This is a genomic window from Mycobacterium shimoidei, from assembly GCF_900417275.1.
Taxonomy (GTDB): Bacteria; Actinomycetota; Actinomycetes; order Mycobacteriales; family Mycobacteriaceae; genus Mycobacterium; species Mycobacterium shimoidei.
Genome location: NZ_UEGW01000001.1, coordinates 848839 through 874879, shown reverse-complemented (window position 1 = coordinate 874879; position 26041 = coordinate 848839). Strand labels below are relative to the sequence as shown.

Sequence of the window (26041 nt, the reverse complement as noted above, 5' to 3'; positions counted from 1 at the left end):
TCGCCCTGGATCAACCAGCGGACCGCTTGACACCCGTCAACTTTGGCGGCGGTACAGTCTGCCCATGCAGATTCGCGAGCACGTTGGGGCCGGTAAACCGGCGGTCATCCTCCATCCCTCCGGGGCCGTCGTCACGTTCGACGCACTGGAAGCCCGCGCCAACCGACTGGCGCACTATTTCCGGCGGGCCGGGTTGGTCGAGGGCGACGCCGTCGCGATCCTCATGGAGAACAACGAGCACATCCACGCGGTCATGTGGGCCGCGCGCCGCAGCGGCCTGTACTACGTGCCGATCAACACCCATCTGACAGCCGCCGAAGCTGCCTACATCATCGACAACTGCGCCGCCAAGGCGATCATCGGCTCGGCCGCGCTGCGCAAAGTCTGCGAGAACCTGGACGAGCACCTGCCGGGCGGCTTGCCCGAACTGCTGCTGATCGCAGACGACGACCTCGAGGGCTGGCAGCGTTACCCGGAATGTGTTGCAGACCAGCCGGATACGCCAATTGACGACGAGCGCGAAGGTGATCTGCTGCAGTACTCGTCAGGCACCACCGGTCGGCCCAAGGGCATCAAACGTGAACTGCCGCACGTGCATCCGGCCGAAGCGCCCGGCATGATGTCGGCGCTGGTAGGGTTCTGGATGAATACCGACTCCATCTACCTGAGCCCGGCACCGCTGTATCACACCGCGCCGTCGGTATGGTCGATGAGCGCACAGGCCGGCGGCATCACGACCGTCGTACTGGAAAAGTTCGACCCGGAAGGCTGCCTGGAGGCGATCCAACGCCACCGCGTCACGCACGCCCAGTTTGTCCCGGCCATGTTCACCCGGATGCTGAAACTGCCGGCGTCGGTGCGTAATTCGTACGATCTTTCCAGCCTCCAGCGGGTGATGCATGCGGCGGCACCTTGCCCGGTGGAGATCAAAAAGCAGATGATGGACTGGTGGGGGCCGATCATCGACGAGTACTACGCCTCCTCGGAAGCCATCGGCTCCACGTTGATCACCGCCGAGGAGTGGCTGGCCCACCCGGGCTCAGTGGGCAAGCCGATGGCCTGCGAGATCCACATCCTCGACGAAAAAGGCAACGAATTGCCCCCGGGTCAGGCCGGCGAAATCTACTTCGACGGCGGATTTGCGTTTGAATATCTCAACGACCCGGAAAAGACCGCGGCGTCCCGAGACACCCATGGCTGGGTAACCGTCGGCGACATCGGCTATGTCGACGACGAGGGCTACCTGTATCTGACCGACCGTCGCCACCACATGATCATCTCCGGCGGGGTAAACATCTACCCGCAAGAGACCGAGAACCTGCTGGTGACCCATCCGAAGGTGTTGGACGCGGCGGTGTTCGGCATACCCGACGACGAGATGGGACAGAGCGTCAAGGCGGTGGTCCAAACCGTCGACCCCGCCGACGCCACCGATCAGTTCGCCGAGGAATTGCTCGGCTGGCTACGGGATCGCCTGGCGCACTACAAATGTCCACGGTCAATCTCTTTCGAGGCGCAGCTACCGCGCACCGACACCGGCAAGCTGTACAAGGGTGAGCTGGTCAAGAAGTATTCGGCGTGACACTGCGCATCGTTGACCTGACGGAGCCGCCGCAGGTGGACGATGCCGCGGTGCCCGGCGTGGTGGTGGCTGTCGGCCCCGTCGCCGGTGCCCCTGAATATTGGTTGCAGCGTGCGACTTTCACGCTCACCGAAGACGTTTGCGCCGACCGGCGGGTGATCACCGTCGACTCGGTGCCCGACAGCCTGGCACAACTGCGGGAGCGTTGCGAGCACTGGCCGCAGGCCAGTGCGGTGTGCGACGATGTGCTGCGCAGCGTCGACCCGGCCGGCCCGGCGTTTCCCGGGGTGATCGCCGAGTCGCTGGCCTACTCCACGTTGCAGTCCGGCCCGGAGTTCGCCCGCTGGCTCGCCGAACGCGGTCCGGCCCGGATGCCCGAGATCGCCGACCCGGTGCACAGCGAACGGGACGTCAACACGTTGCGGATCAGCTTCAACCGGCCGTCGCGGCACAACGCCTTTTCCACCGATGCCCGGGCCGCCCTGCTGGAGGCGCTGGCCGTCGCGCAGCTCGACCCGTCGATCGACGAGGTGGTGCTCACCGGCAACGGGCCGTCGTTTTGCAGCGGCGGCGACCTCGCCGAATTCGGCACCTTCAGCGACCCGGCCAGCGCGCATCTGGCGCGCACCCGGCACAGCCCCGCGCTGGCGCTCGACGCGCTGACCAACCGGCTGGGGCGGGCCTGCCGCGCCGAGGTGCACGGCCAGGTGCTGGGCAGCGGGCTGGAGATGGCTGCGTACTGTGGATGGGTTGCAGCTCAACAGGATTCAGTGTTCGGGCTGCCCGAGCTGGGCCTCGGCCTGATTCCCGGTGCTGGTGGCACCGTCAGCGTCACCCGCCGAATCGGCCGCTGGCGCACCGCCTATCTGGTGTTATTCGGGCGCACGATCGACGTGGATACCGCGCTGGCCTGGGGACTGGTAGACGCGAAAAGCTAACCTTCAGAAGAAAATACCAGCATGCGGTGCCTGCTGCACAGCGAACAGCTCGTCGGCGATCGCGAGCGCCGCGGGGTCGTCGGCACGCGCCCGTCCGGCGACGGCCAAAGTGCGCCAGGTCGTGCCGCCAAGCAGGACGGCGGCAAGGCCAGCGACATCGATCTGCAGGTCGGCACGCCGGTCCGTCGGTTCCGCGCCGTCGCCGCAGATGACAAAGGTGCCCGAATTATCCGGCAGCAGTGGGTCATCCACGGAAATGACAACCGCATCGTCGCCGGTGTACCGGCGGGCTGACAGTGCCCGGCCGGTATCGACGACGCGCAGCCAGGTCTCGTCGAATAGTCCGGTGATCCGCGCGGCGCGCCGGTCTACCAGCAGATGCGGCAGCGGGTCATCGAGCGGCAGCGACCAGAACACCAAGCGGTCGACGAGGTCGAGCTCCAGCAGGAAGCGCAGCAGTCCGAGGTAGGCCTGGAAGGTGGGTGCGAAGAAATCTTCGACCACGATCTTGCGCTGTTCACTGAACAACCATGACTTGGTATCGACGGGGTGGTACCGAACGAATCCCGACTCGGATCCCGGCTCACCGTGCACCGCGAAATATGTTGGCTCTGTCGACGCTTCGGTGCGCAACCGCAGGCCTTGCCACCACACCGCGGGGCGATCGACGGTTCCCGGGCGCGACGGTCGGTTATCGGCGCAGATCCGGGGCAACACATCCCAGGCCTCGGCGGCGTCGATCAACCGCACTGGACCTCCGACGCCGACATCGGGCCGCAGCGCAGCGCGTGCCGTGTGGACCTCGACGGCTTGTGATGAAGACGCGACACCGTAGCCGTACCGCTCGTAGATCGTCGCCTCGGAGGCGCGCAGCGTCGCGACGACCTCGCCGCGCGCGGCGATGTCGTGCAGTTGATGACGCATCAGGTCGGTGGCGATTCCTCGGCGGGTGAACGACGGCAACACCCCGACGTGTGTCACCGCGGCGTGGCCGACGACCGCGCCGCCGGGAAGCGTCAGGTCGCTCGTCGCGGCATCGGCGGTGCCGACGATTCGCCCGTCGACGAAAGCGCCCACGGTACGGCCGGGTTCGAGCAGTTTGGCGATCTTGCCGGGCGGCAAATCCGACAGCGGCGGGAAGCCGATCATGGCAGCGCGAAACACGTTCGCCGCAGTGATCAGGTCGTCTTCGCTGTTGAGCACACGGATGTCGGCCACGGTTTAAATCCCGCCCCTGGCCACGAGTTGACTGGCGATGACGTTGCGCTGGATCTCGTTGGTGCCCTCCCCGACGATCATCAGCGGTGCGTCGCGGAAATACCGCTCGACGTCGTACTCGGTGGAATAGCCGTAGCCGCCGTGAATGCGCACCGCATTCAGCGCGATTTCCATGGCCACTTCGGAAGCGAACAGCTTGGCCATGCCGGCCTCCATATCGGCACGCTCGCCGCTGTCATAGCGTTCGGCCGCGTACCGGGTCAACTGGCGCGCGGCGGTCAGCTTGGTCGCCATGTCCGCCAGATAATTGCCGACGGCCTGATGCTTCCAGATCGGCTGCCCGAAGCTTTCCCGCTGCTGGGCGTAGGCCAGTGCGTCCTCGAGCGCTGCCGTCGCCACCCCCAACGCCCGGGACGCGACCTGAATCCGGCCGGTCTCAAGGCCTTTCATCATCTGAGCGAAACCCTTGCCCGGGGTCGCACCGAGAATCGCCGACACCGGCGCCCGATAGCCGTCGAAGGACAGCTCGCAGCTTTCCACGCCCTTGTAGCCCAGCTTGGGCAGATCCCGCGAGATCGTCAGGCCCGGCCCCGGCTCGACCAGCACCACCGAGATACCCCGATGCCGCGGCGTCGCCGCAGGATCGGTTTTGCACAGCAGCGCGATCAGCCCGGAGCGGCGGGCATTGGAAATCCAGGTCTTGGATCCGTTGATCACCAACTCCTCGCCGTCGCGCAGGGCAGTGGTCGACATGTTCTGCAGGTCAGAGCCGCCGCCCGGCTCGGTCAGCGCCATGGTGGCCCGCATCTGGCCGGTGGCCATCACCGGCAGGTAGCGACGCTTTTGCTCCTCGGTACCGAACTCGGCGAGCAGCTTGGCGACAACGGTATGCCCGCCCATCGCGCCCGCCAGGCTCATCCACCCGCGCGCCAACTCCTGAGTGACCAGCACGTAGCACGGCATCGACACCGGCGACCCGCCGTACTCCTCCGGGATCGCCAAGCCGTAAATGCCGATGCGCTTCATCTGCTCGATCCACGCCTCGGGATACTCGTTGGCATGCTCGACGTCGCGCACCGTCGGTTTGACTTCCTTGTCGACGAACTCACGCACCGTTTCGACCAGCATCGTCTCTTCGTCGTTCACCACGCCATGCTGACACGGCGGGAAGCCCGATGAGCAGCGGGCCGTACTTCGACGACCTGCACGTCGGCCAGGTCTTCCCGGACGCTCCCTCGATGACGCTGACGCCCGGGTTGGCCGCGGTCCACCAGAGCATCCTCGGTGACCGGCTGCGGCTGCCGCTGGATGCCGAATTGTCGCAGGCGGTGACCGGTTTGACGGCGCCGCTGGCCCATCCCGGGCTGGTGTGCGACGTCGCGATCGGGCAGTCGACGCTGGTCACCCAGCACGTCAAGGCCAATCTGTTCTACCGCGGCCTGGTCTTTTACCGCTTCCCGGCGATCGGCGACAGCCTGTTCACCCGCACCGAGGTGGTGGGCTTGAAGAAGAATTCGGCCAAGCCCGGCCGAAAGCCCACCGGTCTGGCGGCGTTGCGGATGACGACCATCGACCAGGCCGATCGGCTGGTGCTGGACTTCTACCGCTGCGCCATGCTGCCGTTGAGCCCGGATGCCGAGCCGAACGCCGCGGATCACGCGGACGACCTGTCGGCCATCGGCGCCGATTTGGTGGCTCCGCCGCCGGCTACCCAGGAGTGGAACGGTGATGTGTTCCGCGAACGTATCCCGGGCCCGCATTTCGACCCCGGGCTAGCGGGCGCGGTGCTGCGCAGCAGCGCAGACGTCGTCAGCAGTGCGCCAGAGCTCGCCCGGCTTACCTTGAATATCGCTGCGGTGCATCATGATTCACGCATCAGTGGACGCCGGCTGGTCTACGGCGGGCACACCATCGGGCTGGCGCTGGCGCAAGCCACCCGGCTGTTGCCGAACCTGGCGACGGTGCTGGGCTGGCAGTCCTGTGACCACACCGGCCCGGTGCATGAGGGCGACACGCTCTACAGCGAGCTACACGTCGAGTCCGCGGACCCGGTCGACGACGGCGGGGTACTCGGGTTGCGGTCGCTGGTGTACGCGGTCGGCGAGTCCGAGCCCGACCGCCGGGTGCTGGACTGGCGTTTCACCGCACTGCAGTTTTGAGTTCCGGGGTGCGCACAATGGAGGGGTGGACTGCGCGGCGACCGACTGGGCCGGTAGCGGGCTGGCCTGCCTGACCGGCCCGGCCGGCGGGCCGCCGGATTGTTCCCGCGCCGCCGTTCTGGCCGAGGCGCGACGGGTGACCGCCGACATCGCCGAGCTCACCGGTGTCGAGGTGGATGCCGGCGCCGTGCTGGCGGGCCGTGCCGCCCTGTTGGGATTGACCCGACAGGGCCGGGTTTGTCCGGGCGGCGCGACGCGACTGCTGCGCAGCGCCGACGGCTGGTGCGCGATCGCGCTGCCGCGCGCCGACGACGTCGCGGCGGTGCCCGCGCTGCTGGGAGCAGAAGACGCCCCCGTCGACCTATGGCAAGCATTATCCGATTGGACTGCAACACATTCCACTCGCGAAGTAGTCACCCGCGCCCAGCTGCTGGACATCGCCGCGGCGGCGCTGGGCGAGGTTGCCGCGGCCGCGCCGTCGGTGCGGCGTATCGATGACCGCAGCCAATCGCGCGGTCCGGACGGCCTCCTGGTTGCCGACTTGTCCTCGCTGTGGGCGGGACCGCTGTGCGGTCAGCTGTTGGCTCGGGCCGGCGCCGTGGTCGTCAAGGTGGAAAGCCCGACGCGACCGGACGGCACCCGCCGCGGCGATCCGGCATTCTTCGACTGGATGAACTCTGGAAAGCTCTGCTACGCAGTTGATTTCGACAAAGAGTCCGATGCGCTGCGGGAACTGCTGTCGGCTGCAGACGTCGTCATCGAGGGCTCGCGCCCGGGCGCGCTGCGGCGGCGGGAACTAAGCGTCGACGACCCACCCGCCCGACCGGGGCGGGTGTGGCTTCGCATCGGCGGCTACGCCGGTCAACCCGACCGGCCGGCGTTCGGCGACGACGCCGCGGTCGCCGGCGGGCTCGTCGGCGACGGGCCGGTGTTTTGCGGCGACGCGATCGCCGACCCGCTGTCCGGCCTGGAAGCCACCCGGGCGGTTCTGCAATCGCTGCGGCGTGGCGGCGGCGAGCTGATCGAGGTGTCGATGGCCCAGGTGGCCGCCCGCTACGCGGCACTGCCCCGGACCGCGCCGACCTGCGACGCGCCCGTCGCTGCTCCGCAGCCGCCCGCACCGCTGTCGGCTGCATCCCGGCTGGGCGCCGACAACGCCGCGGTGCGACAACTCGTGGCCGAACGGCTCTGCGCGCCATGCTGATCCAACACGCCACCAGACTCGACGGCGTGGTGCTCGACGTCCGGGTCGGGGCGCAGATCGACGAAGTGGGTGAGAATCTCACGCCCCGACCTGGCGAAGAGGTGTTCGACGCGCGGGGCGGCACTGTGCTGCCCGGCCTGCACGACCACCACGTGCACCTGCACTCCGCAGCCGCCGCGGAAACCTCGGTCTGGGTCGGGCCACCGCACGTCCGCGACCGCGACGCACTGGCAAAGGCGCTGGCCGCCGCCGAGCCGGGTGATGACGGCTGGATCCGCGCCGTCGGTTACCACGATTCGGTCGCCGGGCCGATGGACCGCACCATGCTCGATGCGCTGAAACCGGCTGTGCCCGTTCGGGTTCAGCACCGCAGCGGGGCGCTGTGGATCCTCAACTCCGCCGGCCTGGCCCGTGTCGGGCTGGATCAGCATTCCGATGGTCGGCTGCGCAGCGCCGACCGGCATTGGTCGGACAGCCTGCAGCGCCGCCGCACCAGCCTGGCCGATGTCAGCAGCAGGCTGAGTCGCTACGGGGTCACCGGAATCACCGATGCCACACCGGATCTGGATATCGGCGACATGATGAGGTTGACCGAACTGCACCGCCACGGCGAATTGCACCAGCGCCTGTTCTTTCTGTCGCCCGGCAAGCGGATCTTGCACGACGACGACCTCGACCTCGATGATCTTGCCGATTGGATCGCCGAGCGGCACCGCTCCGGCGGCGCTGTCGCGCTACATTGTGTGACCGCCGCCCAGCTGATCGTCGCGATCGCGGCGCTGCGTCAGGCCGGCACGCATCCGGGCGACCGTATCGAACACGCCGCGGTGGTGCCGGCCGACAACCTCGACGACCTGGTCGACCTGGGGGTGACGGTGGTGACCCAACCCAACTTCGTCGCCGAGCGCGGCGATCAGTACCTGAGCGACATCCCCGCCGCCGAACACGGTCAGCTCTGGCGGCTGGCGTCGCTGCTGCTGGCCGGTATCCCGGTCGCGTTATCCACCGACATGCCCTTCGGACGCGGAGACCCCTGGGCGACCATGCGCGCCGCGGTGCACCGCACCACCCGAGGCGGCGGGGTGCTCAACGCTGACGAAGCAATCTCAGAACGCAGGGCCTTGATGATGTTTCTCGGTTGGCCCGAACACCCGTGCCGGGTGCGCACCATCGAACCGGGCCAACCCGCCGATTTGTGCGTGCTGAGCGCACCGCCGGAAACGGCGCTGGCCGAGTTAAACGCCGATCTCGTCGCGGCCACCATCATCGGTGGTGAAATCGTCTATACCGCACAGTGATTCAGCTGAGCTCGCGACGGACATCAGTGAGGTAAGTCGCGAAATGGGGTATTGCGGTAGGGATCCGGCTCTTTGGGCAGACCCAGCACGCGTTCGCCGATGATATTGCGTTGAATCTGGTCGGTTCCGCCGCCGATCGAGGTGAAATACGCGTTGAGGGTTCGGAATGTCACCGCGTCACCGACCGGGTTCTCCGGCCCGGCCAGCATGGATTCGGCACCGATGATTTCGGTTTCGACCCGGGCGGTCTCGTGCAGGATCCGTGACATCGCGATCTTGCTCAGCGCCATCAGGGTGGCCGCCTCTTTGCGGTCGGTAGTGGTCTTCGATCGCTGATTGTTCCAGCGGTTCACCGTGGCCAGCGCGTCGACTCGGGCGATCTGCTGACGGACATGGGCGTCGTCGAGCCGGCCGAACTCCTGTGCCAACTGCAGCAAGCCGCCCGACTGTTCGGCCTTGGGCCGCTTGGCGGTTTTGGAGGTGCGGGCCAGATCGCCCATGAACCGGCGTTCGTGGCCGAGCGCGACTTGCAGCACCGACCAGCCGGTCCCGGGCTCACCGACCAGATTGTCGGCGGGCACCCGCGCGTTCTCGATGAACACCTCGTTGAACTCCGATTCGCCGGTGATCTGGTGGATCGGGCGGATCTGTACGCCGGGCTGGCGCATCGGGAGCATGAAGAAGCCGATCCCGTTGTGCTTGGGCACGTCCCAGTTGGTGCGCGCCACCAGCATCCCGTAGTCGGCGTCCTTGGCGAACGACGTCCACACCTTCTGCCCGTTGATCACCCACTCATCGCCGTCGCGTTCGGCGCGGGTGCGCAGGCTGGCCAAATCCGATCCGGCGCCCGGTTCGCTGTAGAGCAGGCACCACGTGGTTTCGCCGCGGATCGACGGTGGTATCAGCCGTCGCTTCTGTTCGTCGGTGCCGCAGTCGTGCAGGGTGCAGGCGAACAGGTTCGCCCGATCGTGACCGGAACCCGGCGCCCCGACCGCCGCGAATTCGGCTGCGACAACGCGGGATTGCGCATCGGTGAGGCCGCGCCCGTACCACTGGCGTTCCCAGCTGGGCACCGCCCAGCCGGCCTCGAACACGAGGTGCGCCCACTTGGTGCGATCGATGTCCGCCGACCAGTTGGCGGCCAGCCAGCCCCGCACCTCATCACGCACTTCGTCGTCAGTCAAGCGGCGCTCCACCTCATCAAGCTCCGATCTGCTGAAGGTAGCGTTCACGATGCCAGGACGCGCTGCCCAGCAGCTGGGCGTCACCGCGGGCGCGGCGCAGGTACAGATGTGCCGGGTGTTCCCAAGTGAATCCGATCCCGCCGTGTACCTGGATGTTGGTCGCCGCCACGAAGACGAACGCGTCCGAGCAATACGCCTGTGCCAGCGCAAGGTCCGCGATCCGCGACGGCGCCTGCCGCGCGAACGATTCGGCGGCGAAACGCGCCGCCGACACCGCAGACTCGGCTTCCAGCAGCATGTCGGCGCACATGTGCTTGACGGCCTGGAAGCTGCCGATCGCCCGACCGAACTGGAAGCGGGTCTTGGCGTATTCGACGGCCATCTCCATGGCGCGGCGCGCACCGCCGGCCTGTTCGCTCACCAACGCCACTGCCGAGGAATCCAGCGCAGCGCCGCAGATCTCGACACCGCGACCCTGGTTGCCGACCAGCCGCGCCGGCGTATCGGCGAATTGGATCCGGCACAATTTGCGGGTCTGGTCCACCGTGGTCAGCGGCGTGATCTCCACGCCCGGTGCGTTCGCCTCGACCGCGAACACCGCCGGCCCGCCGTCGGTGGCGGCCAGCACATACGTCAGCTCGGCCAGTCGCCCATCCAGCACGAAGTCCTTGCACCCGGTCACCCGCCACGCGTCACCGGCGGCGGTGGCCGACGTCGCGATCGTGGCAGGCACCCGGGTTGAGCCGTCCTCGGCGAAGGCGACGTTCGCGATCAGCTCACCGGCCGCGATCCGCGGAAGGACCGCGGCGCATTCCTGCGCGTCGCCCGCTGCGGCCAGCAGGTTGGGTACCAACACCGCCGTGGACAGATACGGGCTGACCAGCAGTGCGGCGCCCATCTCTTCCATCACGATGCCCGCCTCGACCGGCCCGGCGCCGGCGCCGCCATGCTCCTCGCTGATCAGCAGCCCCAGCAGGCCCATGGCCGCCAACTCCTGCCACACCGCGGGATCAAAACCGGTGTCGGTGGCCATCAACTCCCGCACGGCGGCCTCCGGCGAACGTTTCGCCATCATCTCGGCGACCGTGCTGCGCAATGCCCGTTGCTCGTCGGTGACTGCAAAACCCACGCCGTCAGCCCTTCCCTGCCAGGGCGGTACGCAGGCTGGCGCACTGGCTGGCGAAAAATTCCTGTGACACTTGAGCTTTCGGAGCCACCAGGTCGAAGCCGTGGAAAGCACCGGGAATTTCCTCGACGTGGCACGGAACCCCCGCACGGCTGAGCCGTTCGGCGTAGACGAGATCCTCGTCGTAGAACAGGTCATTGGTGCCCACGCCGATCCACGCCGGCGGTAGACCGCTGAGGTCCTCGCGACGCGCCGGAACCGCGACCTGCGGGTCCGCGTCACCCAGGTAAGCCGCCCAGCCGAACCGATTGCTGCCGGGGCTCCACAGCCGGTACGGCCTGCTCGTCGGGCGGGTCGAGCTGCGGTCGTCGAGCATCGGGTAGACCAGCAGCTGCATCGCCGGGGTGATCTCGCCGCGGTCCCGCGCGAGCAACGCCAAGGCAGCCGCCAAGCCACCGCCGGCGCTGGCACCGCCGATCGCCACCCGTGCCGAATTCACCGAGGCCAACCCGGCCAGCCAGGTCAACGCCGAATAGCAGTCCTCCAGCGGGACGGGGTAAGGATGTTCGGGCGCCAGCCGATACTCCACCGACGCCACCGTGACGCCCAGCTCCCGGCTGAACCGGCGGCACAACCTGTCGTCTTGCTGGGCCCGGCCCATGACGTACCCGCCGCCGTGGATCCACAGCAGGGCAGGGGTCGGTTCGGCGACCCCGGTCGGGCGAAAAAGCCGCACCCCGGCACCGGAGTCGAGGGTGAGAACCTCGACTCCCTCCGTCTCGCCGCGCCGTAAGGCCGTCAGCGCTCGGATCAGCCGTAACGTGCGCGGGCTCACCACTGTCCGCGGGGCAACGCGCGCGATTCTGCGGAGGTCAGGATGAAAATCGGTGCTCGGCACCGGTCCAGTATGGCCGGTGTAGCCGGCGGCGGATCGGGGTACCGGTGGTGCATGCTGGGGCACCTGTACGAGCGGGCGTTGAATGGCGAGCGATGTTGGATCCGGCATGACGACGGCGCGGTTCGCAAGCTTCCGGTGCATCGGTGGTTGGGTGGTCACGACACCGACGACTCGTTCGACGAGGTCGTGGTGCAGATGTGCACCGGACCCACCATCGAATTGGGCTGTGGGCCTGGGCGTTTGGTGGCCCGTTTGATCCGGCGCGGAATACCGGCGCTCGGCGTGGACCGGTCGGTGACGGCGACCCGCTTGGCTGGCCGCTGCGGGGCGGCGACGCTGCTGGGTGATGTGTTCGAGCCGTTGCCCGGAATGGGTTGCTGGCAAACGGTTTTACTGGTCGACGGCAACGTCGGCCTGGGCGGTGACCCAGGACGGATTCTGCGACGCGCAGCCGACTTGCTGTGCCGCGGTGGACGCTGCATCGTCGAGTTCGACACCGAAGCGGTGGGTATTCGCATCAACCGGGTACGGCTGGAGTCCGCTCGGCTGATCGGGCCGTGGTTTCGGTGGGCTTCGGTCGGCGTGGATAGCGCCGAGATGCTGGCCGGGCAAGTCGGTCTTACGCTGACCGGTGTGCGGATGATCGGCGATCGGGTAGTCGCCAGCCTCACGGCACTGTGAGATTGCGGTGGCGCAGTCCACTGCGCGGACCGTGGCTGACGTCGGTGTTCGGGGCTGTGCTGCTGACAACACTGCCCATCGTCATCCTCACCGGGCTGCTGTCCTACATCGCCTACGCGCCGCAGCTCGGCCAGGCCATCCCCGGCAACGTCGGCTGGCTGCGGCTGCCGACCTTCACCTGGCCCACCGACCCGTCCTGGCTGTACCGGCTGTCCCAGGGCGTGCACGTCGGGTTGGGGCTGGTGCTCATCCCGGTCGTGCTCGCCAAGTTGTGGTCGGTGATACCCAAACTGTTCATTTGGCCGCCGGCGCGCTCGATCGCCCAACTGGCCGAACGGCTTTCGCTGGCGATGCTCGTCGGTGGCATCCTCTTCGAGATCATCACCGGGGTGCTCAACATCCAGTACGACTACATCTTCGGATTCAGCTTCTACACCGCGCACTACTTCGCTGCCTGGGTGTTCATCGCCGGCTTTGCCATGCACATCACGCTGAAGATCCCGCGTATGGTTCGCGGGCTGCAATCGCTCAAGCTACGAGAAGTGTTGCGCACCAACACATCCGACACTCGCCCGGAAGCACCCGACCCCGACGGGCTGGTAGCCGCCGACCCCGACGAACCGACCATGAGCCGACGCGGCGCCCTGCTGTTGGTCGGTGGCGGCGCATTGCTGATCGCTGTGCTGACCGCCGGCCAGACCCTCGGCGGTCCCACCCGCGCGGCGGCACTGTTGTTGCCCCGCGGCCGCACCCGGGCCGGGGATTTCCAGGTCAACAAAACCGCCGCCGCCGCCGGCGTCGACGAGCGAAGCACCGGAGCACAATGGCGCCTGACATTGCGCGGCGGCCCCTCGCCGATGGTGCTCGACCGCGCCGCGTTGATGGCCCTGCCGCAACACAGCGCCCGACTGCCGATCGCCTGCGTGGAAGGCTGGTCGACCACCCAGACCTGGAGCGGGGTGCGGTTGGCCGATCTGGCGCGGCTGGCAGGTGTGCCGGAGCCGCGGGCGGCGCGGGTGACATCACTGCAGCGCCGCGGCGCATTCGGCGAAGCGAGCCTGCAGGCCAACCAGATTGCCCACCCCGACGCGCTGCTGGCGCTGCGTGTCAACGGCGCGGACCTGTCGCTCGACCACGGCTATCCGGCGCGCATCATCGTTCCGGCACTGCCCGGGGTACACAACACCAAGTGGGTCAGCTCCATCGACTTCCAGGGGGCGTGAGATGCCGCGTTACGGTTCGCATCCGCTGCACCTGGCCACGATGATCGCCGGCTTCGCGCTGTTCGGCTACATCCTGGTGACCGTCAACGGTGTCACCCTGTGGAATCCGCACCGCTGGTGGCAGTCGATCGCGGTCTGGTTCGTCGCCGCCGTCGTCGCCCATGATCTGCTGCTGTTTCCGCTCTACGCGCTGGGCGACCGGCTGTTGGGCAGGCGGGTGCGGCGCGTCTCGGCCCGCAATCACCTGCGGGTGCCGGCGCTGGGGGCGGGGCTGACCCTGCTGGTTTTTCTGCCCGGAATCATCCGCCAGGACGCGACGACCTACCTCGCCGCGACCGGACAAACCCAGCAGCCGTTCCTGGCCCGCTGGTTACTGCTCACCGCGACGATGTTCGCCGCCAGCGCCGTGATCTACCTGGTGCGATCAGCCGTCGCTCGCCGGCGCTATCGAACCGGGACCTGACACGTGTCCAGATTGCCGTTTGAGGCCAATCCCCGGGAGGTACGCTCCCCGGCATGCGCCCCGCGACGCGGTATCCCGGACCGACCATGGCCGACCGGGCCCGGTGGTTGCTGCGAGCCCGCCCTGCCGACTACATGCTGGCCCTGAGCGTCGCGTCGGCTTCGCTGCCGGTGGTCGGAAAGCAGCTCGAGCCGCTCGGCGGGATCGCCGCCATGGGCGTCTGGGGCTATCGCCACCTGCCCGATTTCCTGCTCGGCACCGCCAAGTCCTTGCTCACCGCCGGCGGCGGCGAGGCGCGCCGGCGCGACCGCGAGCAGACACCCGCGGTCCTGCAGGCAGCGCTGCGCGGCATCGTGGCGTCCCAGCAAGACATCGGGTGGCCCGCGCCGGAGCGAACCGCGCCGATGTGGAAGGCGCTTCAGCACCGCCGGTACCTGCACCGCAGCTCCGTGCGTTACGGGGAGCACCCCTGCCAGCTGCTGGACGTGTGGCGCCGCAAGGATCTGCCGGTGCGCCCGGCGCCGGTGCTGATCTTCGTGCCCGGCGGCGCGTGGGTACACGGGGGCCGCGCCCTGCAGGGCTACACGCTGATGTCGCATCTGGCCGAGCTGGGCTGGGTGTGCCTGTCGATGCAGTACCGCGTCGCCCCGCACCACCGCTGGCCGGCTCACATCACCGATGTCAAGACCGCCGTCGCCTGGGCGCGTGCCAACGTCGACAAGTTCGGCGGGGACCGCGATTTCGTTGCGGTAGCGGGCTGTTCGGCCGGCGGCCACCTGTCCGCGCTGGCCGGGCTGACCGCCAACGATCCCGAGCTGCAGGGCGAGCTGCCGACCGGCTCGGACACGTCGGTGGATGCGGTGGTCGCGATCTACGGTCGCTACGACTGGCAGGACCGTTCCACCGCCGAGCGGGCCCGCTTCGTCGACTTCCTCGAGCGGGTGGTGGTCCACCGGCGGATCGACCGGCATCCCCAGGTGTTCCGCGACGCCTCACCGATCGCCCGGGTGCATCCGGCCGCGCCGCCGTTCCTTGTCATCCACGGCAGCAACGACACGGTGATCCCGGTGGAGCAGGCGCGCAGTTTCGTCGAGCGGCTGCGCTCGGTGTCGCAGTCTGCGGTGGTGTACGTGGAGTTGCCCGGCGCCGGGCACGCGTTCGATCTGATCGACGGCGCCCGCACCGGCGCGGCGGCCACCGCCGTCGGGCTGTTCCTCAACCAGGCCCATCACAACCTGAAGTCAGCCAGAAACACTGCCAAAGAGGTTATTTGAGCACCGGCCGACTGTAGTGTCGCCTGCACGGGGGACCCTCGACAGCGGGAGGTGTGCCGGTGAAAAGACTCAGCGGCTGGGACGCGGTACTGCTGTACAGCGAGACGCCGAACGTGCATATGCACACCTTGAAGGTCGCGGTCATCGAACTCGACCCCGACCGGCGCGACTTCGGTCTCGAGGCGTTCCGCCGGGTGATCCACAGCCGGCTCTACAAGCTGGAGCCGTTCCGCTACCAGCTGGTCGACATTCCGCTCAAGCTGCATCACCCGATGTGGCGGGAAAACTGCGAGGTCGACCTGACCTACCATGTGCGGCCGTGGCGGCTGCCGGCCCCGGGTGGCCGGCGCGAGCTCGATGAGGCGATCGGTGAGATCGCCAGCACTCCGCTGGACCGCAGCCGGCCGCTGTGGGAGATGTATTTCATTGAGGGCCTGGCCAACCACCGCATCGCCGTGGTTGGCAAGATTCACCACGCGCTCGCCGACGGGGTCGCCTCCGCCAACCTGCTGGCCCGCGGCATGGATCTGGCCCCGGGGCCGGATTTCGGCCAGGGCCGTTTCACGCCCGATCCTGCTCCGTCCACCGGCGAGCTGGTGCGCTCGGCGTTCGCCGACCACCTGCGCCAGCTGGGCCGCATTCCACGCACCGTCCGCTACACCGCCGAGGGCATCGGCCGGGTGCGCCGCAGCACCCGCAAGCTGTCACCGCAGCTGACCCGGCCGTTCACCCCACCGCCGACGTTCATGAACCACATGCTCACGCCCGCGCGCAAATTCGCCACCGCCACTTTGGCTTTGGCCGACATCAAACAGACCGCCAAGACACTCGGGGTCACGATCAACGACCTGGTGCTGGCCCTGTCGGCCGGCGCGCTGCGCAAATTGCTGCTGCGCTATGACGGCAAGGCCGACCATCCGCTGCTGGGCTCGGTGCCGGTGAGTTTCGACTTCTCCCCGGACCGGATCTCGGGCAACCACTTCACCGGAATGCTGGTGGCGTTGCCGTGCGATGTCGATGACCCGCTGGAGCGGGTGCGCCTGGCGCACGACAACGCCGTCGACGCCAAGGAGAGCCACCAGCTGCTCGGCCCGGAGCTGGTCAGCCGGTGGTCGGCCTACTTCCCGCCGGCCCCGGCCGAGTCGTTGTTCCGCTGGCTGGCCAGCCGCGACGGCCAGAACAAGGTGCTCAACCTGCCGATCTCCAACGTTCCCGGTCCGCGCGAACACGGGCGGGTCGGCGGCGCGCTGGTCACCGAGATCTATTCGGTGGGGCCGTTGACGGCGGGCAGCGGGCTGAACATCACCGTGTGGAGCTACGTCGACCAGCTCAACGTCTCGGTGCTCTGCGACGGCGCGACCGTCGACGACCCACACGAGGTGACCGAGGCCGTCATCGACGACTTCGTTGAATTACGCGCCGCCGCAGGGCTTTCCGAGAAACTGACGGTCGTCGAGGCCGCGATGGCGCAGGCCTGACCGCCGCCGCGCCGAGTGTGGGCCTTATGTACGCCAAACCCGGGTTTCGCGTACATAAGGCCCACGTTCGGCGATCAGCCGGATAGCCGATCGAGCAGGTCGCGTCGGACGATCTTGCCGGTACTGCTGCGCGGCAGCTCATCGAGCACGACGACCTCGCGCGGCACCTTGTAATTGGCCAGGTTCTCGCGCACATGTTGCTTCAAAGCGTCCGCGCCGACCGTCGAGCCGTCGGCCAGTACGACGAACGCAGCCAGTCGCTGGCCGTACTGCTCGTCGTCGACGCCGAGCACCGCGGCCTCGGCGACGTCGGGGTGGGCCATCAGCGTCTTTTCCACCTCGATCGGATAGACGTTTTCCCCGCCGGAGACGATCATCTCGTCGTCACGGCCCACCACGTAAAGCCGCCCGGCGTCGTCGAGGCGGCCGACATCGCCGGACGCCATGAAACCCTGGTGAAAGTCCTTGGTGCTGCCGGAGGTGTAGCCGTCGAAGCGGTTGGAGTTACGCACGAAAATCTGGCCGACCTCGCCGGTCGGGACTTCGCGGAATTCGCTGTCAAGAATCCGGATTTCGGTTCCGACCGCGGGCTTTCCGGCGGTGTCGGGTGCGGCTCGCAGATCCGCGGGCGTGGCGGTGGCGATCATGCCGGCCTCGGTGGCGTTGTAGTTGTTGTAGATCACGTCGCCGAATTCGTCCATGAACCGCGTGACCACGTCCGGACGCATCCGTGAACCCGACGCGGTGGCGAACCGCAACGACCGGCAGCTGTAGCGGCGGCGTACCTCGTCGGGCAAGTCCATGATCCGGTCGAACATCACCGGCACCACGCACAAGCCGGTGGCCTGGTGGCGGTCGACGAGATCGAGGGTCGCTTCCGGGTCGAACTTGCGTCGGGTCACCACCGTGCAGGCCAGCGACGCGGCGAAGATGAACTGCGAGAAACCCCACGCGCGTGAAACATCGGCGCGACCACTACGATGGTCTCCTCGGTGTGCCACGGCACCCGATCCAGCATCGCTTTGAGTTCGGTGGCTCCACCACCGGAATGCTTGGCGCCCTTCGGGTTTCCGGTGGTGCCCGACGTCAGCAGGATCATTTTGCCGTTGCGCTGCGGCTTGCCGGGACGCTGGCCGGCATGCGCGGCAATCAGGTTTTCGACGGTGCGCTCGTGCGGCTGCTCGGTCCAGGCGACGATGCGGACGGTGTCCGGCCGATCGGCCAGCGCACGGTCCACCGAATCGGTGAATTCCTCGTCGTAGATCACCACGTCGGCGCGCTCGCGGTTGACCACCTCGGCCAGCGCCGGCCCGGCGAAGGAGGTGTTGAGCAGCAACACGTCGGCGCCGATCCGGTTGGCGGCCACCAGCGCCTCAACGAAGCCGCGGTGGTTGCGGCACATGATGGCGACGACCTGCGGGGCGCCGCCGGGCAACCCCTGCAAGCCGGCCGCCAACGCGTCACCGCGGCGGTCGAGCTCGCGGTAGGTCAGTGTTCCCAACTCGTCGATCAACGCCACCCGATCGGGACAGCGTCGGGCTGACATCGCGAAACCGCTTGTGACCGAGAGGCGTTCGCGGCGTGCGGCGGCGGTGACGCGCAGATACTTATCCGGCCGCAGTGGCGCGATGATCCCGGCGCGGACCATCGCTTTCAGCAGACCGAAAAGCTCCACTAGCCGATTATCGGCAGTCGGCGCTCACGGGCCAGCTTGTCGAGCGCTTTCTGCATGACGTAGCGCACATGGGCGTCGACCTCGTCGATGTCGGGATCCTCGCCGAACTGGCCGGCCACATCGATCGGCTCGAGCACCTGCATGACGATCTTGGTCGGCAGCGGCACGTTGGGTGGCACCACCACCGACAGCCCGAACGGAAAGCCCACCGAGATCGGCAGGATCTTCACCCGCATCAACTTGTCCAACTGCAGCGCCCGGGCCAGCCATGTACCGCGGGACAAATAGAGCTGGCTTTCCTGGCCGCCGATGGCGACCGCCGGCACGATTGGCACCCCGGCGTTCAGCGCTGCCCGCACATATCCGGTGCGACCGTCGAAGTCGATCTTGTTCTCGGCCAGCGTCGGCCGGTACACGTCGTAGTCGCCGCCCGGGAACACCACCACCACGCCGCCGGATCGCAGCGCGGCGTCGGCGTTCTCGTGGTTGGCGCGGATGAAGCCGGTGCGGACGAAGAATTCGGCGATCGGGCCGGTGAACATCACGTCATGGCTCAGCGTGTAGACCGGACGGTCGTAGCCGAACTTCTCGTAGAAGCCGGTGGCGAAGACCGGGACATCCATCGGGAACAACCCACCGGAGTGGTTGGACACCACCAGCGCCCCGCCCGGCGGGAAGGTGTCCAGTCCGCGCACCTCCGCTCGGTGATAGCCCTTGATCAGCGGGCGCAGCCAGCCGATTACCCGTTCGGTGAGGCCGGGATCCCATTTCGAGGTCTCGGTCGGTTCTTCGGTTGCAGTCACCGGTCCCCCTGAAATTGGGCGCGGATTTGGTTGTGATGGTAGCTCAATGCGGTTCGCCGAAAATTAATAGGATCGCAGCGTGCGCGACGACGTGCTGGGGATGACCGCGACGACGCTGAGCCCGATTCGCGGCAGCGGCCAGCCCGGCGAAATTCTCGTGGCCGTGCGCGGTGCTACCGAGACCTATATTGCATTTGCCGACGAACCGATCGCCAAAGATGAGACCGTACTCATTGTCAGTGTTCGTCCGGGTCGGCAAGTGGACGTGGTGCTCTGGCCGGCGGAGCCGACGACGCCAAAACTCTGAGAGGAAATCGCATGCTTGGTTACCACGTTCCCGAGCCGGACGAGGCGATGTTGATCAGCGGGGCCCGGTCGCGGGGAGACGAGCCATTCCGGGTGGTGATCGGCCACGGCAAGTGGGTGATGCCGTTCTTCCGCCGGGTCAGCTTCTTGTCGCTGGCCATGTACGAGGCCGAGATCGAGGAGCGCTGCGTCACCGGGCAGGGCATTCTGCTGGACGTCCGGGCGGTGATCGCGTTCAAGGTGGCCAACGACACCGCGTCGATTGTCAATGCGGCGCAACGGTTCTTGTCTGAGCAAGAACAGGAGATGTCGACGCTGACCGGCCGGATCTTCTCCGGACATCTGCGCTCGATCGTCGGCTCGATGACGGTCGAGGAGATCATCCGGGAACGGCAGAAGCTCGCCGACGAGGTGTTGACGGCATCCAAGATCGAGATGGGAAACATTGGGCTGCTTGTGGATTCGTTCCAGATCCAGTCGATTGACGACGGGAACCTCGGCTATATCGCCGCGCTCGCCGCACCGCACAACGCCGCCGTGCAGCGTGACGCACAGATCGCCCAAGCGCAGGCCCGTCAGGCGGCGGCCGAAGCAGAGCAGGCGTCGCTGCGCGAACAAGCGAAGTATCAGCGAGAGACCGAGATCACGCAGGCGGAGTACAAGAAGGACATCGACCGTGCGAATGCCGAAGCGGCACAGGCGGCTCCGCTGGCTCAGGCACGAGCCCAGCAAGAGGTGATGGAAGAGCAGCGCCGACTTGCACAAAAGCGAGCCGATTTGCGCGAGCAGGAGTTGCAGGCAGAGGTGGTCAAACCCGCTGAGGCCGAGGCGGAGCGGGTGCGGATCATGGCCCAGGCCGACGCCGACCGCACCAGGATCGCGGCCGAAGCGGCGGCGTCCAATAACCGGATCGCGTTGGATCAGCAACTGATCGAACAGCTTCCGCTACTGGTGTCCGAAGCCGCGAAGGGACTCGCAGGAGCGCGGCTGACCGTGCTCAACGGTCCGGAGGGGATCAGTGAGATGGTCAGCGGTGTCGTCGCGCAGGGGCTGTCGATCCTGGGCACGCTGAAGGAGAACCTAGGCTCGACCAACAACCCCGACGAGAACGGCCAGGGCGAGCTGCAGGCCAACCCGGCTCCGCCGGTGAACTGACCGCGTAACTGGGCGCGCATCGGCCGGTGGATACCATCGCTGCGGACCGTCACCGGAAAAGAAGGAGCGTCACACCGCCGTGAGCACCGACACCGACAGCAACCCCGAACCCGAAGTCCTCGTCGAACAGCGCGACCGGATCCTGATCATCACGATCAACCGCCCCAAGGCCAAGAACGCCGTCAACGCCGCGGTCAGTAATGGCCTGGCCGCTGCGATGGACCGGCTGGACGGCGATGCCGGCCTGTCGGTGGCGATCCTGACCGGGGCGGGCGGCTCCTTCTGCGCCGGCATGGATCTGAAGGCGTTCGCGCGCGGCGAGAACGTCGTCGCCGAGGGCCGCGGGCTGGGCTTTACCGAGCGGCCGCCGGCCAAGCCGCTGATCGCCGCCGTGGAAGGCTACGCGTTGGCCGGCGGGACCGAGCTGGCGTTGGCTACCGACCTGATCGTGGCGTCGAGGGACGCGGCGTTTGGGATCCCCGAGGTGAAACGCGGACTGGTCGCCGGCGGCGGCGGGCTGCTGCGGCTGCCGCGACGTATCCCGTATGCGATCGCCATGGAGCTGGCGCTGACCGGGGAGAACCTGCCGGCCGAGCGCGCGCACGCATTGGGCCTGGTCAATGTGCTGACCGAACCCGGCAAGGCGCTGGACGCGGCGATCGAGCTGGCCGAGAAGATCACCGCCAACGGCCCGCTGGCGGTGGCTGCCACCAAGCGGATCATCGTGGAGTCCCAGGGCTGGAGCCCGGACACCATGTTCGCCGAGCAGGCCAAGATCCTGATGCCGGTGTTCGCCTCCAACGATGCCAAAGAGGGTGCGATCGCGTTCGCCGAGAAGCGGCCGCCGAAGTGGACCGGGACCTGAGCCGCCACTGCCGGCATGGACCTCGCCGCGTTTCTCGCCCGCATCGACTACACCGGGCCAACCGAACCCACGCTGGAGACGCTCAGCGGACTGGTGGCCAACCACGGCCGCTGCATTCCGTTCGAGAATCTCGATCCGCTGCTCGGTGTGCCGATAACCGACCTCAGCCCGGACGGTCTGACCGACAAGCTGATCCACCGGCACCGGGGCGGCTACTGCTTCGAGCACAACAACCTGATGCGATATGTATTGGAGCACTTGGGTTTTGAGGTTGATTCACTGGCGGCAAGGGTGGTGTGGATGAGCGCCGCCGGGGTGGACGGACCACCCACCGCGCAGGATCACCAGGCGCTGGCCGTGCGCATCCCCGGCATCGAGGACGCATTCCTGGTCGACGTCGGATTCGGCGGGCAGACCCCCTCGTCGCCGCTGCGACTGGTGGCCGGGCCGAGCCAGCCGACGCGCCATGAGCCGTACCGGCTGCGCAACCACGGCGGCGGGTATGTGGTGGAGGCGCTGGTCCGTGAGGTCTGGCAACCGCTGTACACGTTCACCACCGAGCCGCGGCCGTTGATCGACCTCAAGGTGGGTAGCTGGTACGCGTCGACCTATCCCGAGTCGCCCTTCGTCAACGGGCTGGTCGCCGCGCTCGTTACCGACGATGCGCGATGGAACCTGAGTGGCCGCAAGCTGGCGATCCATTCGGACGGCAGAACTGAGCGCATCCGGTTCGAAACGGCCGCTGAGGTGGTCGACGCGTTGGCGAATCGGTTCGGAATCGACCTGTCCGGCCTCGGCGATGTCGAAGCCCGCGTGGCCGAGGTGCTCGCCGCAGAGCAATAGTTGCATCATCTAAACTGGCATGACACTTTCGGTGACATCTGTAACGGGCCGACACCTAGAACGTTCAAGGACTGAGCTTTGAGTATTTCGTTACTCCTCGAGATGGCGGTGTCGAGCAACCCCGAGCGGACGGCGGTGGTCTCGAACGACGTTCGCTTGACCACCCAGCAGCTCAGCGACCTTGCCGACGGCGGTGCCGGGGTGATTGCGGCTTCGGATGCCGCGCACGTGGTCTACGTGGGCGTCGGCGGGGCGATGTTGCCGCTGCTGATCTTCGCCTCGGCGCGTGCGGGCCGGGCGTTTACGCCGATCAACTACCGGCTGTCCGCCGAGGGCATCCAGGCGCTGATTCAGCGGCTGCCCGAACCGCTGGTGATTGCCGACGGCCGTTACCGCGAAATGCTCGGAGACTCACATGGGCGGGTGGTGGATTCCGAGGATTTCTTGGCCCAGGCTCGTGGTGCAGAACCGGCGGCGGAGTTTCCCGACCCCGAGTCGACGGCGATCGTGCTGTTCACCTCCGGTACCACGTCGGTGCCCAAGGCGGTCGAGCTCTCGCACAACAACCTGACCAGCTACGTGACGGGAACGGTGGAGTTCGAGTCGGCCGAGCCCACGGATGCGGCGCTGATCTGCGTGCCGCCCTACCACATCGCCGGGGTCAGCGCGGCGCTGTCGAATCTGTATGCGGGCCGAAAGATGGTGTACCTACCGGTCTTTGACGCCGAGGAGTGGGTGCGGCTGATCAATGCCGAGCATGTCACCACCGCAACGGTGGTGCCGACCATGCTGGACCGGATCGTCACCGTACTGGAAAGCGGCCACCATGAGCTGCCGTCGCTGCGCAACCTGGCCTACGGCGGATCGAAGGTGAGCTTGCCGCTGGTGCGCCGTGCACTGGAGCTGCTGCCCAACGTGGGCTTCGTCAACGCCTATGGCCTGACCGAAACCAGTTCGACGATCGCCGTGCTGACCCCCGACGACCATCGGGCGGCACAGGCGGCGTCGGATCCCGCGATCGCCAGGCGGCTGGGATCGGTCGGTCAGCCGGTGGAGGGGATCGAGGTGCAGATCCGCGACGAGACCGGTGCCGTGCTACCGGCGGGGGAGACCGGTGAGCTGTTCGTCCGCGGCGAGCAGGTTTCCGGGCGCTACGCCGGGATCGGCTCGGTGCTCGACGAGCAGGGCTGGTTCTGCACCAAGGACCTCGCCACGCTCGACGAAGGCGGCTACCTGTTCATCAGCGGGCGCAGCGACGACACCATCATCCGCGGCGGTGAAAACATCGCGCCGGCCGAGCTGGAGGATGTGCTGATCGAACACCCGCACGTGCGCGACGTCGCCGTCGTCGGCGTCGACGATCCGCAATGGGGCCAGGCGATCGTGGCGGTGGTCGTGCCCGCCCCCGGCGTCGCGCCGGACCCTGATGAACTGCGTGAGCATGTCCGCAAAAGCTTGCGGGGGTCTCGTACCCCCGACCGGGTGGTGTTCCGCGACGAGCTGCCCACTAACGCGACAGGCAAAGTGCTTCGTCGTGAAATCATTGAAGATCTAGAAACTTTAGGATCGAAATCATGATCAAGAACGGGACCCGTTTGGCCAGCCAGGTGTGCGACACCCAGGTCATCGTCGTCCGCAGTGCTGACAGCCTCGACGACCTGCGCTGCGGCGGCGCGCCGATGGTGCCGCTGGGCGGTGAGCGTTCCGGCGAGCTGGATCCGGCGTTCGCCGACGGCAATGTGATGGGCAAGCGTTACGTCGACGAGACGGGCGCGGAGGTGCTGGTGACGAAAGCCGGCGCGGGAACCCTGACGATCGGTCAGACCGCGCTGAGCCTCAAAGAGGCCAAGCCGCTGCCGGCCAGCGACTGAATCATGACCGGTGGCCGGGGACTCCGTCGCGGTGGACGAATTCCCTTGCCTTGACCAGGAATTCGAGTTGGTCGGCGACCTTGCGTAGCGGGTCGGTGCTGTGAGTCGACCGGCAGAGCACCACGGCGCCTTCCAGTGCGGCGATCGACATCACCGCGAGCGAATCCGCATCCGGCTCGGGTAGCCCTTCGGCGACGAACGCGCGTGCCAGCGCTGTGCGCCAGCCCGCAAAGATCTGACCGGCCTCGGCAGTGAGCCCGAGTTCGTCACCGGGACAGCCGATTGCCGCAGCCACCACGGGGCAGCCTGCACTGAAGTCGCTTTCGGCCAGCAGGCCCTCCCAGAACGCGACGAACCGCCGCAACAGCGCCATCGCGCCCCGCTCGGCGGCGTCGTTGATGTCGGCGGTGATCGCATCGCCGGCAAACCGCAGGGCTTCGGTCAGGATCTGATTGCGCCCTTCGGGGAAGTGGTAGTACACCGACCCGCGGGGGGCGCCGCTGCGGCTGAGAACCTCATCGATGGTCACCCCGGCTGCGCCGCGCTCGCGCATCACCTCGGCCGCGGCGACCAGCATCTTGGTGCGTGTTCCGCCGCGCTTGGTGTGTTTGGTGGCTGTGGCAATGGACATGCTGGCTCCCCCGGTGACTTCCCTCAGGCGGCGTCGTGCCGCCACTGCGGAATGCGCCAGTGCATGCCGCGCGGGCGGAAGCGTACCGACCGCAGCGGGGGGTGGGGCAGGTTGGGAAGTTCACGGGTGAAGCGGTGACGGGCGAAGTTCAGCTCGAGGACCCACATGATGTTCTCCTGCCTCATGCGCGTGATGCAGCCCATGATTATGCAGAAAAGCATAGAACAACATAGGGTTTCTAGCAAATTTGGCTAAGACGAGCTGCTTCAGACCGTGAAATCGCAGGTCGAATGGCCGTAAGTGATGACGTGGGCGCAAATTTTTATGTCTTATTGCATAGAACTTACGCCTGCGGTTGACTTGCGCGATGACCGACGACTCGACCTTAACAACGGTGTCGCTCGAGCGGGATGGCCACGTGCTGCTGATCGGGCTCAACCGGCCAGAAAAGCGCAACGCGTTCAACCGAGCGATGCTCGCCGACCTGGCTCGCGCCTACGCGGTGCTCGAGTCCGACGCGACCGCACGCGCAGGTGTGCTGTTCGCCCACGGCGACCACTTCACCGGCGGCTTGGACCTGGTCGACGTCGCACCGGCCATCGCCGGCGGCGAATCGCCCATCCCCGACGACGGACGCGACCCGTGGCGCCTCGACGGGCCGTGGACCACGCCGCTGGTGGCCGCCGCGCATGGTTGGTGCATGACGCTGGGCATCGAGCTGCTGCTGGCCGCGGACATTCGCGTTGCCGCGGCGGGCACCCGGTTTGCGCAACTGGAAGTGCAGCGCGGCATCTATCCGTTCGGCGGCGCGACCATCCGGCTGACCCGCGACGGCGGGTGGGGCAACGCGATGCGCTGGCTGCTCACCGGCGACGAGTTCGACGCCGCGGAGGCACACCGCATCGGTCTGGTCCAGGAAGTAGCCCCCGATGCGACCGCTGCCCTGGCCCGGGCGCGCGAGATCGCGCACACCATCGCCGATCGCGCTGCGCCGCTGGGCGTGCAGGCCACCCTGCGATCGGCGCACCTTGCGCTCCACCAAGGCGAAGCGGCCGCGATCGAGCGGCTGCGACCCGAAATGACCGCGTTGTTCGGCACCGCCGACGCCGCCGAAGGCGTGCAGTCGTTCGTCGAGCGGCGCCAGGCACGCTTTGAAGGCCGCTAGC

General features: G+C 67.3%; 25 protein-coding genes and 1 pseudogene. 17 read left to right on the top strand and 9 right to left on the bottom strand.

Annotated elements, in window-relative coordinates; genetic code table 11:
* Positions 1 to 64 precede the first annotated feature (64 nt).
* The gene (gene fadD4 / locus MSP7336_RS04265) at positions 65 to 1582 is read left to right on the top strand and encodes a fatty-acid--CoA ligase FadD4 (protein WP_113963118.1); all 1518 of its coding nucleotides are present in this window, start codon (positions 65 to 67) and stop codon (positions 1580 to 1582) included.
* A gap of 2 nt (positions 1583 to 1584) precedes the next feature.
* On the top strand, positions 1585 to 2520 hold the full coding sequence (locus MSP7336_RS04260) for an enoyl-CoA hydratase/isomerase family protein (protein ID WP_425325763.1): 936 nt from the start codon (positions 1585 to 1587) through the stop codon (positions 2518 to 2520).
* 3 nt (positions 2521 to 2523) lie between these two features.
* Here the strand turns inward: MSP7336_RS04260 and MSP7336_RS04255 are convergent, their stop codons facing one another.
* Together MSP7336_RS04255 and MSP7336_RS04250 are read right to left on the bottom strand one after the other, a co-directional pair.
* Positions 2524 to 3738: a GNAT family N-acetyltransferase gene (locus MSP7336_RS04255; RefSeq protein WP_113963117.1), complete on the bottom strand. Its 1215-nt coding sequence runs from the start codon at positions 3736 to 3738 to the stop codon at positions 2524 to 2526.
* Positions 3739 to 3741: 3 nt separating this feature from the next.
* A complete protein-coding gene (locus MSP7336_RS04250; protein ID WP_280524355.1) occupies positions 3742 to 4887 on the bottom strand; it encodes an acyl-CoA dehydrogenase family protein in 1146 nt (381 codons plus the stop codon).
* 26 nt (positions 4888 to 4913) lie between these two features.
* Between MSP7336_RS04250 and MSP7336_RS04245 the strand changes: the two genes are divergently transcribed.
* From MSP7336_RS04245 to MSP7336_RS04235, 3 genes are read left to right on the top strand one after another with little or no spacing between them, the layout of a single operon-like run.
* Positions 4914 to 5897: a MaoC family dehydratase gene (locus MSP7336_RS04245; protein ID WP_113963116.1), complete on the top strand. Its 984-nt coding sequence runs from the start codon at positions 4914 to 4916 to the stop codon at positions 5895 to 5897.
* 25 nt (positions 5898 to 5922) lie between these two features.
* Positions 5923 to 7101, top strand: coding sequence for a CoA transferase (locus MSP7336_RS04240; protein ID WP_113963115.1), 1179 nt, complete (start codon positions 5923 to 5925; stop codon positions 7099 to 7101).
* On the top strand, positions 7095 to 8399 hold the full coding sequence (locus MSP7336_RS04235) for an amidohydrolase family protein (protein WP_069394264.1): 1305 nt from the start codon (positions 7095 to 7097) through the stop codon (positions 8397 to 8399). Before MSP7336_RS04240 ends, MSP7336_RS04235 begins: the two co-directional genes overlap by 7 nt.
* A 23-nt stretch (positions 8400 to 8422) precedes the next feature.
* Here the strand turns inward: MSP7336_RS04235 and MSP7336_RS04230 are convergent, their stop codons facing one another.
* Genes MSP7336_RS04230 through MSP7336_RS04220 form a run of 3 tightly spaced genes read right to left on the bottom strand, consistent with a single transcriptional unit; the run spans position 8423 to position 11607 of the window.
* The gene (locus MSP7336_RS04230; protein WP_113963114.1) at positions 8423 to 9595 is read right to left on the bottom strand and encodes an acyl-CoA dehydrogenase family protein; all 1173 of its coding nucleotides are present in this window, start codon (positions 9593 to 9595) and stop codon (positions 8423 to 8425) included.
* 4 nt (positions 9596 to 9599) lie between these two features.
* Positions 9600 to 10712: an acyl-CoA dehydrogenase family protein gene (locus tag MSP7336_RS04225; RefSeq protein WP_113963113.1), complete on the bottom strand. Its 1113-nt coding sequence runs from the start codon at positions 10710 to 10712 to the stop codon at positions 9600 to 9602.
* Between the two features lie 4 nt (positions 10713 to 10716).
* Positions 10717 to 11607, bottom strand: coding sequence for an alpha/beta hydrolase (locus MSP7336_RS04220; RefSeq protein WP_181786549.1), 891 nt, complete (start codon positions 11605 to 11607; stop codon positions 10717 to 10719).
* A gap of 51 nt (positions 11608 to 11658) precedes the next feature.
* Here MSP7336_RS04220 and MSP7336_RS04215 point away from each other — a divergent pair, with 51 nt between their 5' ends.
* The 5 genes from MSP7336_RS04215 (at position 11659) to MSP7336_RS04195 (ending at position 16726) form a co-directional block, all read left to right on the top strand.
* Complete coding sequence (locus MSP7336_RS04215; RefSeq protein WP_069394266.1) at positions 11659 to 12288, top strand: class I SAM-dependent methyltransferase; 630 nt, start codon at positions 11659 to 11661, stop codon at positions 12286 to 12288.
* Complete coding sequence (locus MSP7336_RS04210; RefSeq protein ID WP_113963112.1) at positions 12285 to 13511, top strand: molybdopterin-dependent oxidoreductase; 1227 nt, start codon at positions 12285 to 12287, stop codon at positions 13509 to 13511. Before MSP7336_RS04215 ends, MSP7336_RS04210 begins: the two co-directional genes overlap by 4 nt.
* Before the next feature lies 1 nt (position 13512).
* Entirely contained in the window at positions 13513 to 13974 is a 462-nt protein-coding gene (locus tag MSP7336_RS04205) for a hypothetical protein (protein WP_113963111.1), read from the top strand.
* Between the two features lie 86 nt (positions 13975 to 14060).
* Positions 14061 to 15248: an alpha/beta hydrolase gene (locus tag MSP7336_RS04200; protein WP_113963110.1), complete on the top strand. Its 1188-nt coding sequence runs from the start codon at positions 14061 to 14063 to the stop codon at positions 15246 to 15248.
* 59 nt (positions 15249 to 15307) lie between these two features.
* Positions 15308 to 16726 carry a WS/DGAT/MGAT family O-acyltransferase gene (locus tag MSP7336_RS04195; protein ID WP_113964767.1) on the top strand — a complete coding sequence of 473 codons (1419 nt, stop codon included), beginning with the start codon at positions 15308 to 15310 and terminating at the stop codon, positions 16724 to 16726.
* A 74-nt stretch (positions 16727 to 16800) separates the two neighbouring features.
* On the opposite strand, the pseudogene fadD12 reads toward MSP7336_RS04195, so the two are convergent.
* Both fadD12 and MSP7336_RS04185 read right to left on the bottom strand, forming a co-directional pair.
* Positions 16801 to 18374 (bottom strand): annotated as a pseudogene (gene fadD12 / locus MSP7336_RS04190) (acyl-CoA ligase FadD12).
* A 26-nt stretch (positions 18375 to 18400) separates the two neighbouring features.
* Positions 18401 to 19204, bottom strand: coding sequence for a 1-acyl-sn-glycerol-3-phosphate acyltransferase (locus MSP7336_RS04185; protein WP_069394270.1), 804 nt, complete (start codon positions 19202 to 19204; stop codon positions 18401 to 18403).
* Between the two features lie 79 nt (positions 19205 to 19283).
* On the opposite strand from MSP7336_RS04185, the gene MSP7336_RS04180 reads away from it, so the two are divergent.
* The 6 genes from MSP7336_RS04180 (at position 19284) to MSP7336_RS04155 (ending at position 24244) form a co-directional block, all read left to right on the top strand.
* Entirely contained in the window at positions 19284 to 19511 is a 228-nt protein-coding gene (locus MSP7336_RS04180) for a hypothetical protein (RefSeq protein WP_084226279.1), read from the top strand.
* Positions 19512 to 19522: 11 nt separating this feature from the next.
* Positions 19523 to 20665, top strand: a complete 1143-nt coding sequence (locus MSP7336_RS04175) for an SPFH domain-containing protein (protein WP_113963109.1) — start codon at positions 19523 to 19525, stop codon at positions 20663 to 20665.
* Between the two features lie 79 nt (positions 20666 to 20744).
* A complete protein-coding gene (locus MSP7336_RS04170) occupies positions 20745 to 21530 on the top strand; it encodes a crotonase/enoyl-CoA hydratase family protein (protein ID WP_069394272.1) in 786 nt (261 codons plus the stop codon).
* A gap of 15 nt (positions 21531 to 21545) precedes the next feature.
* Positions 21546 to 22373, top strand: coding sequence for an arylamine N-acetyltransferase family protein (locus MSP7336_RS04165; RefSeq protein ID WP_069394273.1), 828 nt, complete (start codon positions 21546 to 21548; stop codon positions 22371 to 22373).
* Positions 22374 to 22451: 78 nt separating this feature from the next.
* Positions 22452 to 23951, top strand: a complete 1500-nt coding sequence (locus MSP7336_RS04160; protein ID WP_069394274.1) for a class I adenylate-forming enzyme family protein — start codon at positions 22452 to 22454, stop codon at positions 23949 to 23951.
* The gene (locus MSP7336_RS04155; RefSeq protein ID WP_069394275.1) at positions 23948 to 24244 is read left to right on the top strand and encodes a hypothetical protein; all 297 of its coding nucleotides are present in this window, start codon (positions 23948 to 23950) and stop codon (positions 24242 to 24244) included. Before MSP7336_RS04160 ends, MSP7336_RS04155 begins: the two co-directional genes overlap by 4 nt.
* A 1-nt stretch (position 24245) precedes the next feature.
* Here MSP7336_RS04155 and MSP7336_RS04150 read toward each other — a convergent pair whose 3' ends face one another.
* Together MSP7336_RS04150 and MSP7336_RS23675 are read right to left on the bottom strand one after the other, a co-directional pair.
* Positions 24246 to 24875, bottom strand: coding sequence for a TetR/AcrR family transcriptional regulator (locus tag MSP7336_RS04150; RefSeq protein WP_113963108.1), 630 nt, complete (start codon positions 24873 to 24875; stop codon positions 24246 to 24248).
* A gap of 23 nt (positions 24876 to 24898) precedes the next feature.
* Positions 24899 to 25060, bottom strand: coding sequence for a hypothetical protein (locus MSP7336_RS23675; RefSeq protein ID WP_181787032.1), 162 nt, complete (start codon positions 25058 to 25060; stop codon positions 24899 to 24901).
* A 182-nt stretch (positions 25061 to 25242) separates the two neighbouring features.
* Here MSP7336_RS23675 and MSP7336_RS04140 point away from each other — a divergent pair, with 182 nt between their 5' ends.
* Entirely contained in the window at positions 25243 to 26040 is a 798-nt protein-coding gene (locus MSP7336_RS04140; protein ID WP_113963106.1) for a crotonase/enoyl-CoA hydratase family protein, read from the top strand.
* The last annotated feature ends 1 nt before the right edge of the window (position 26041 follow it).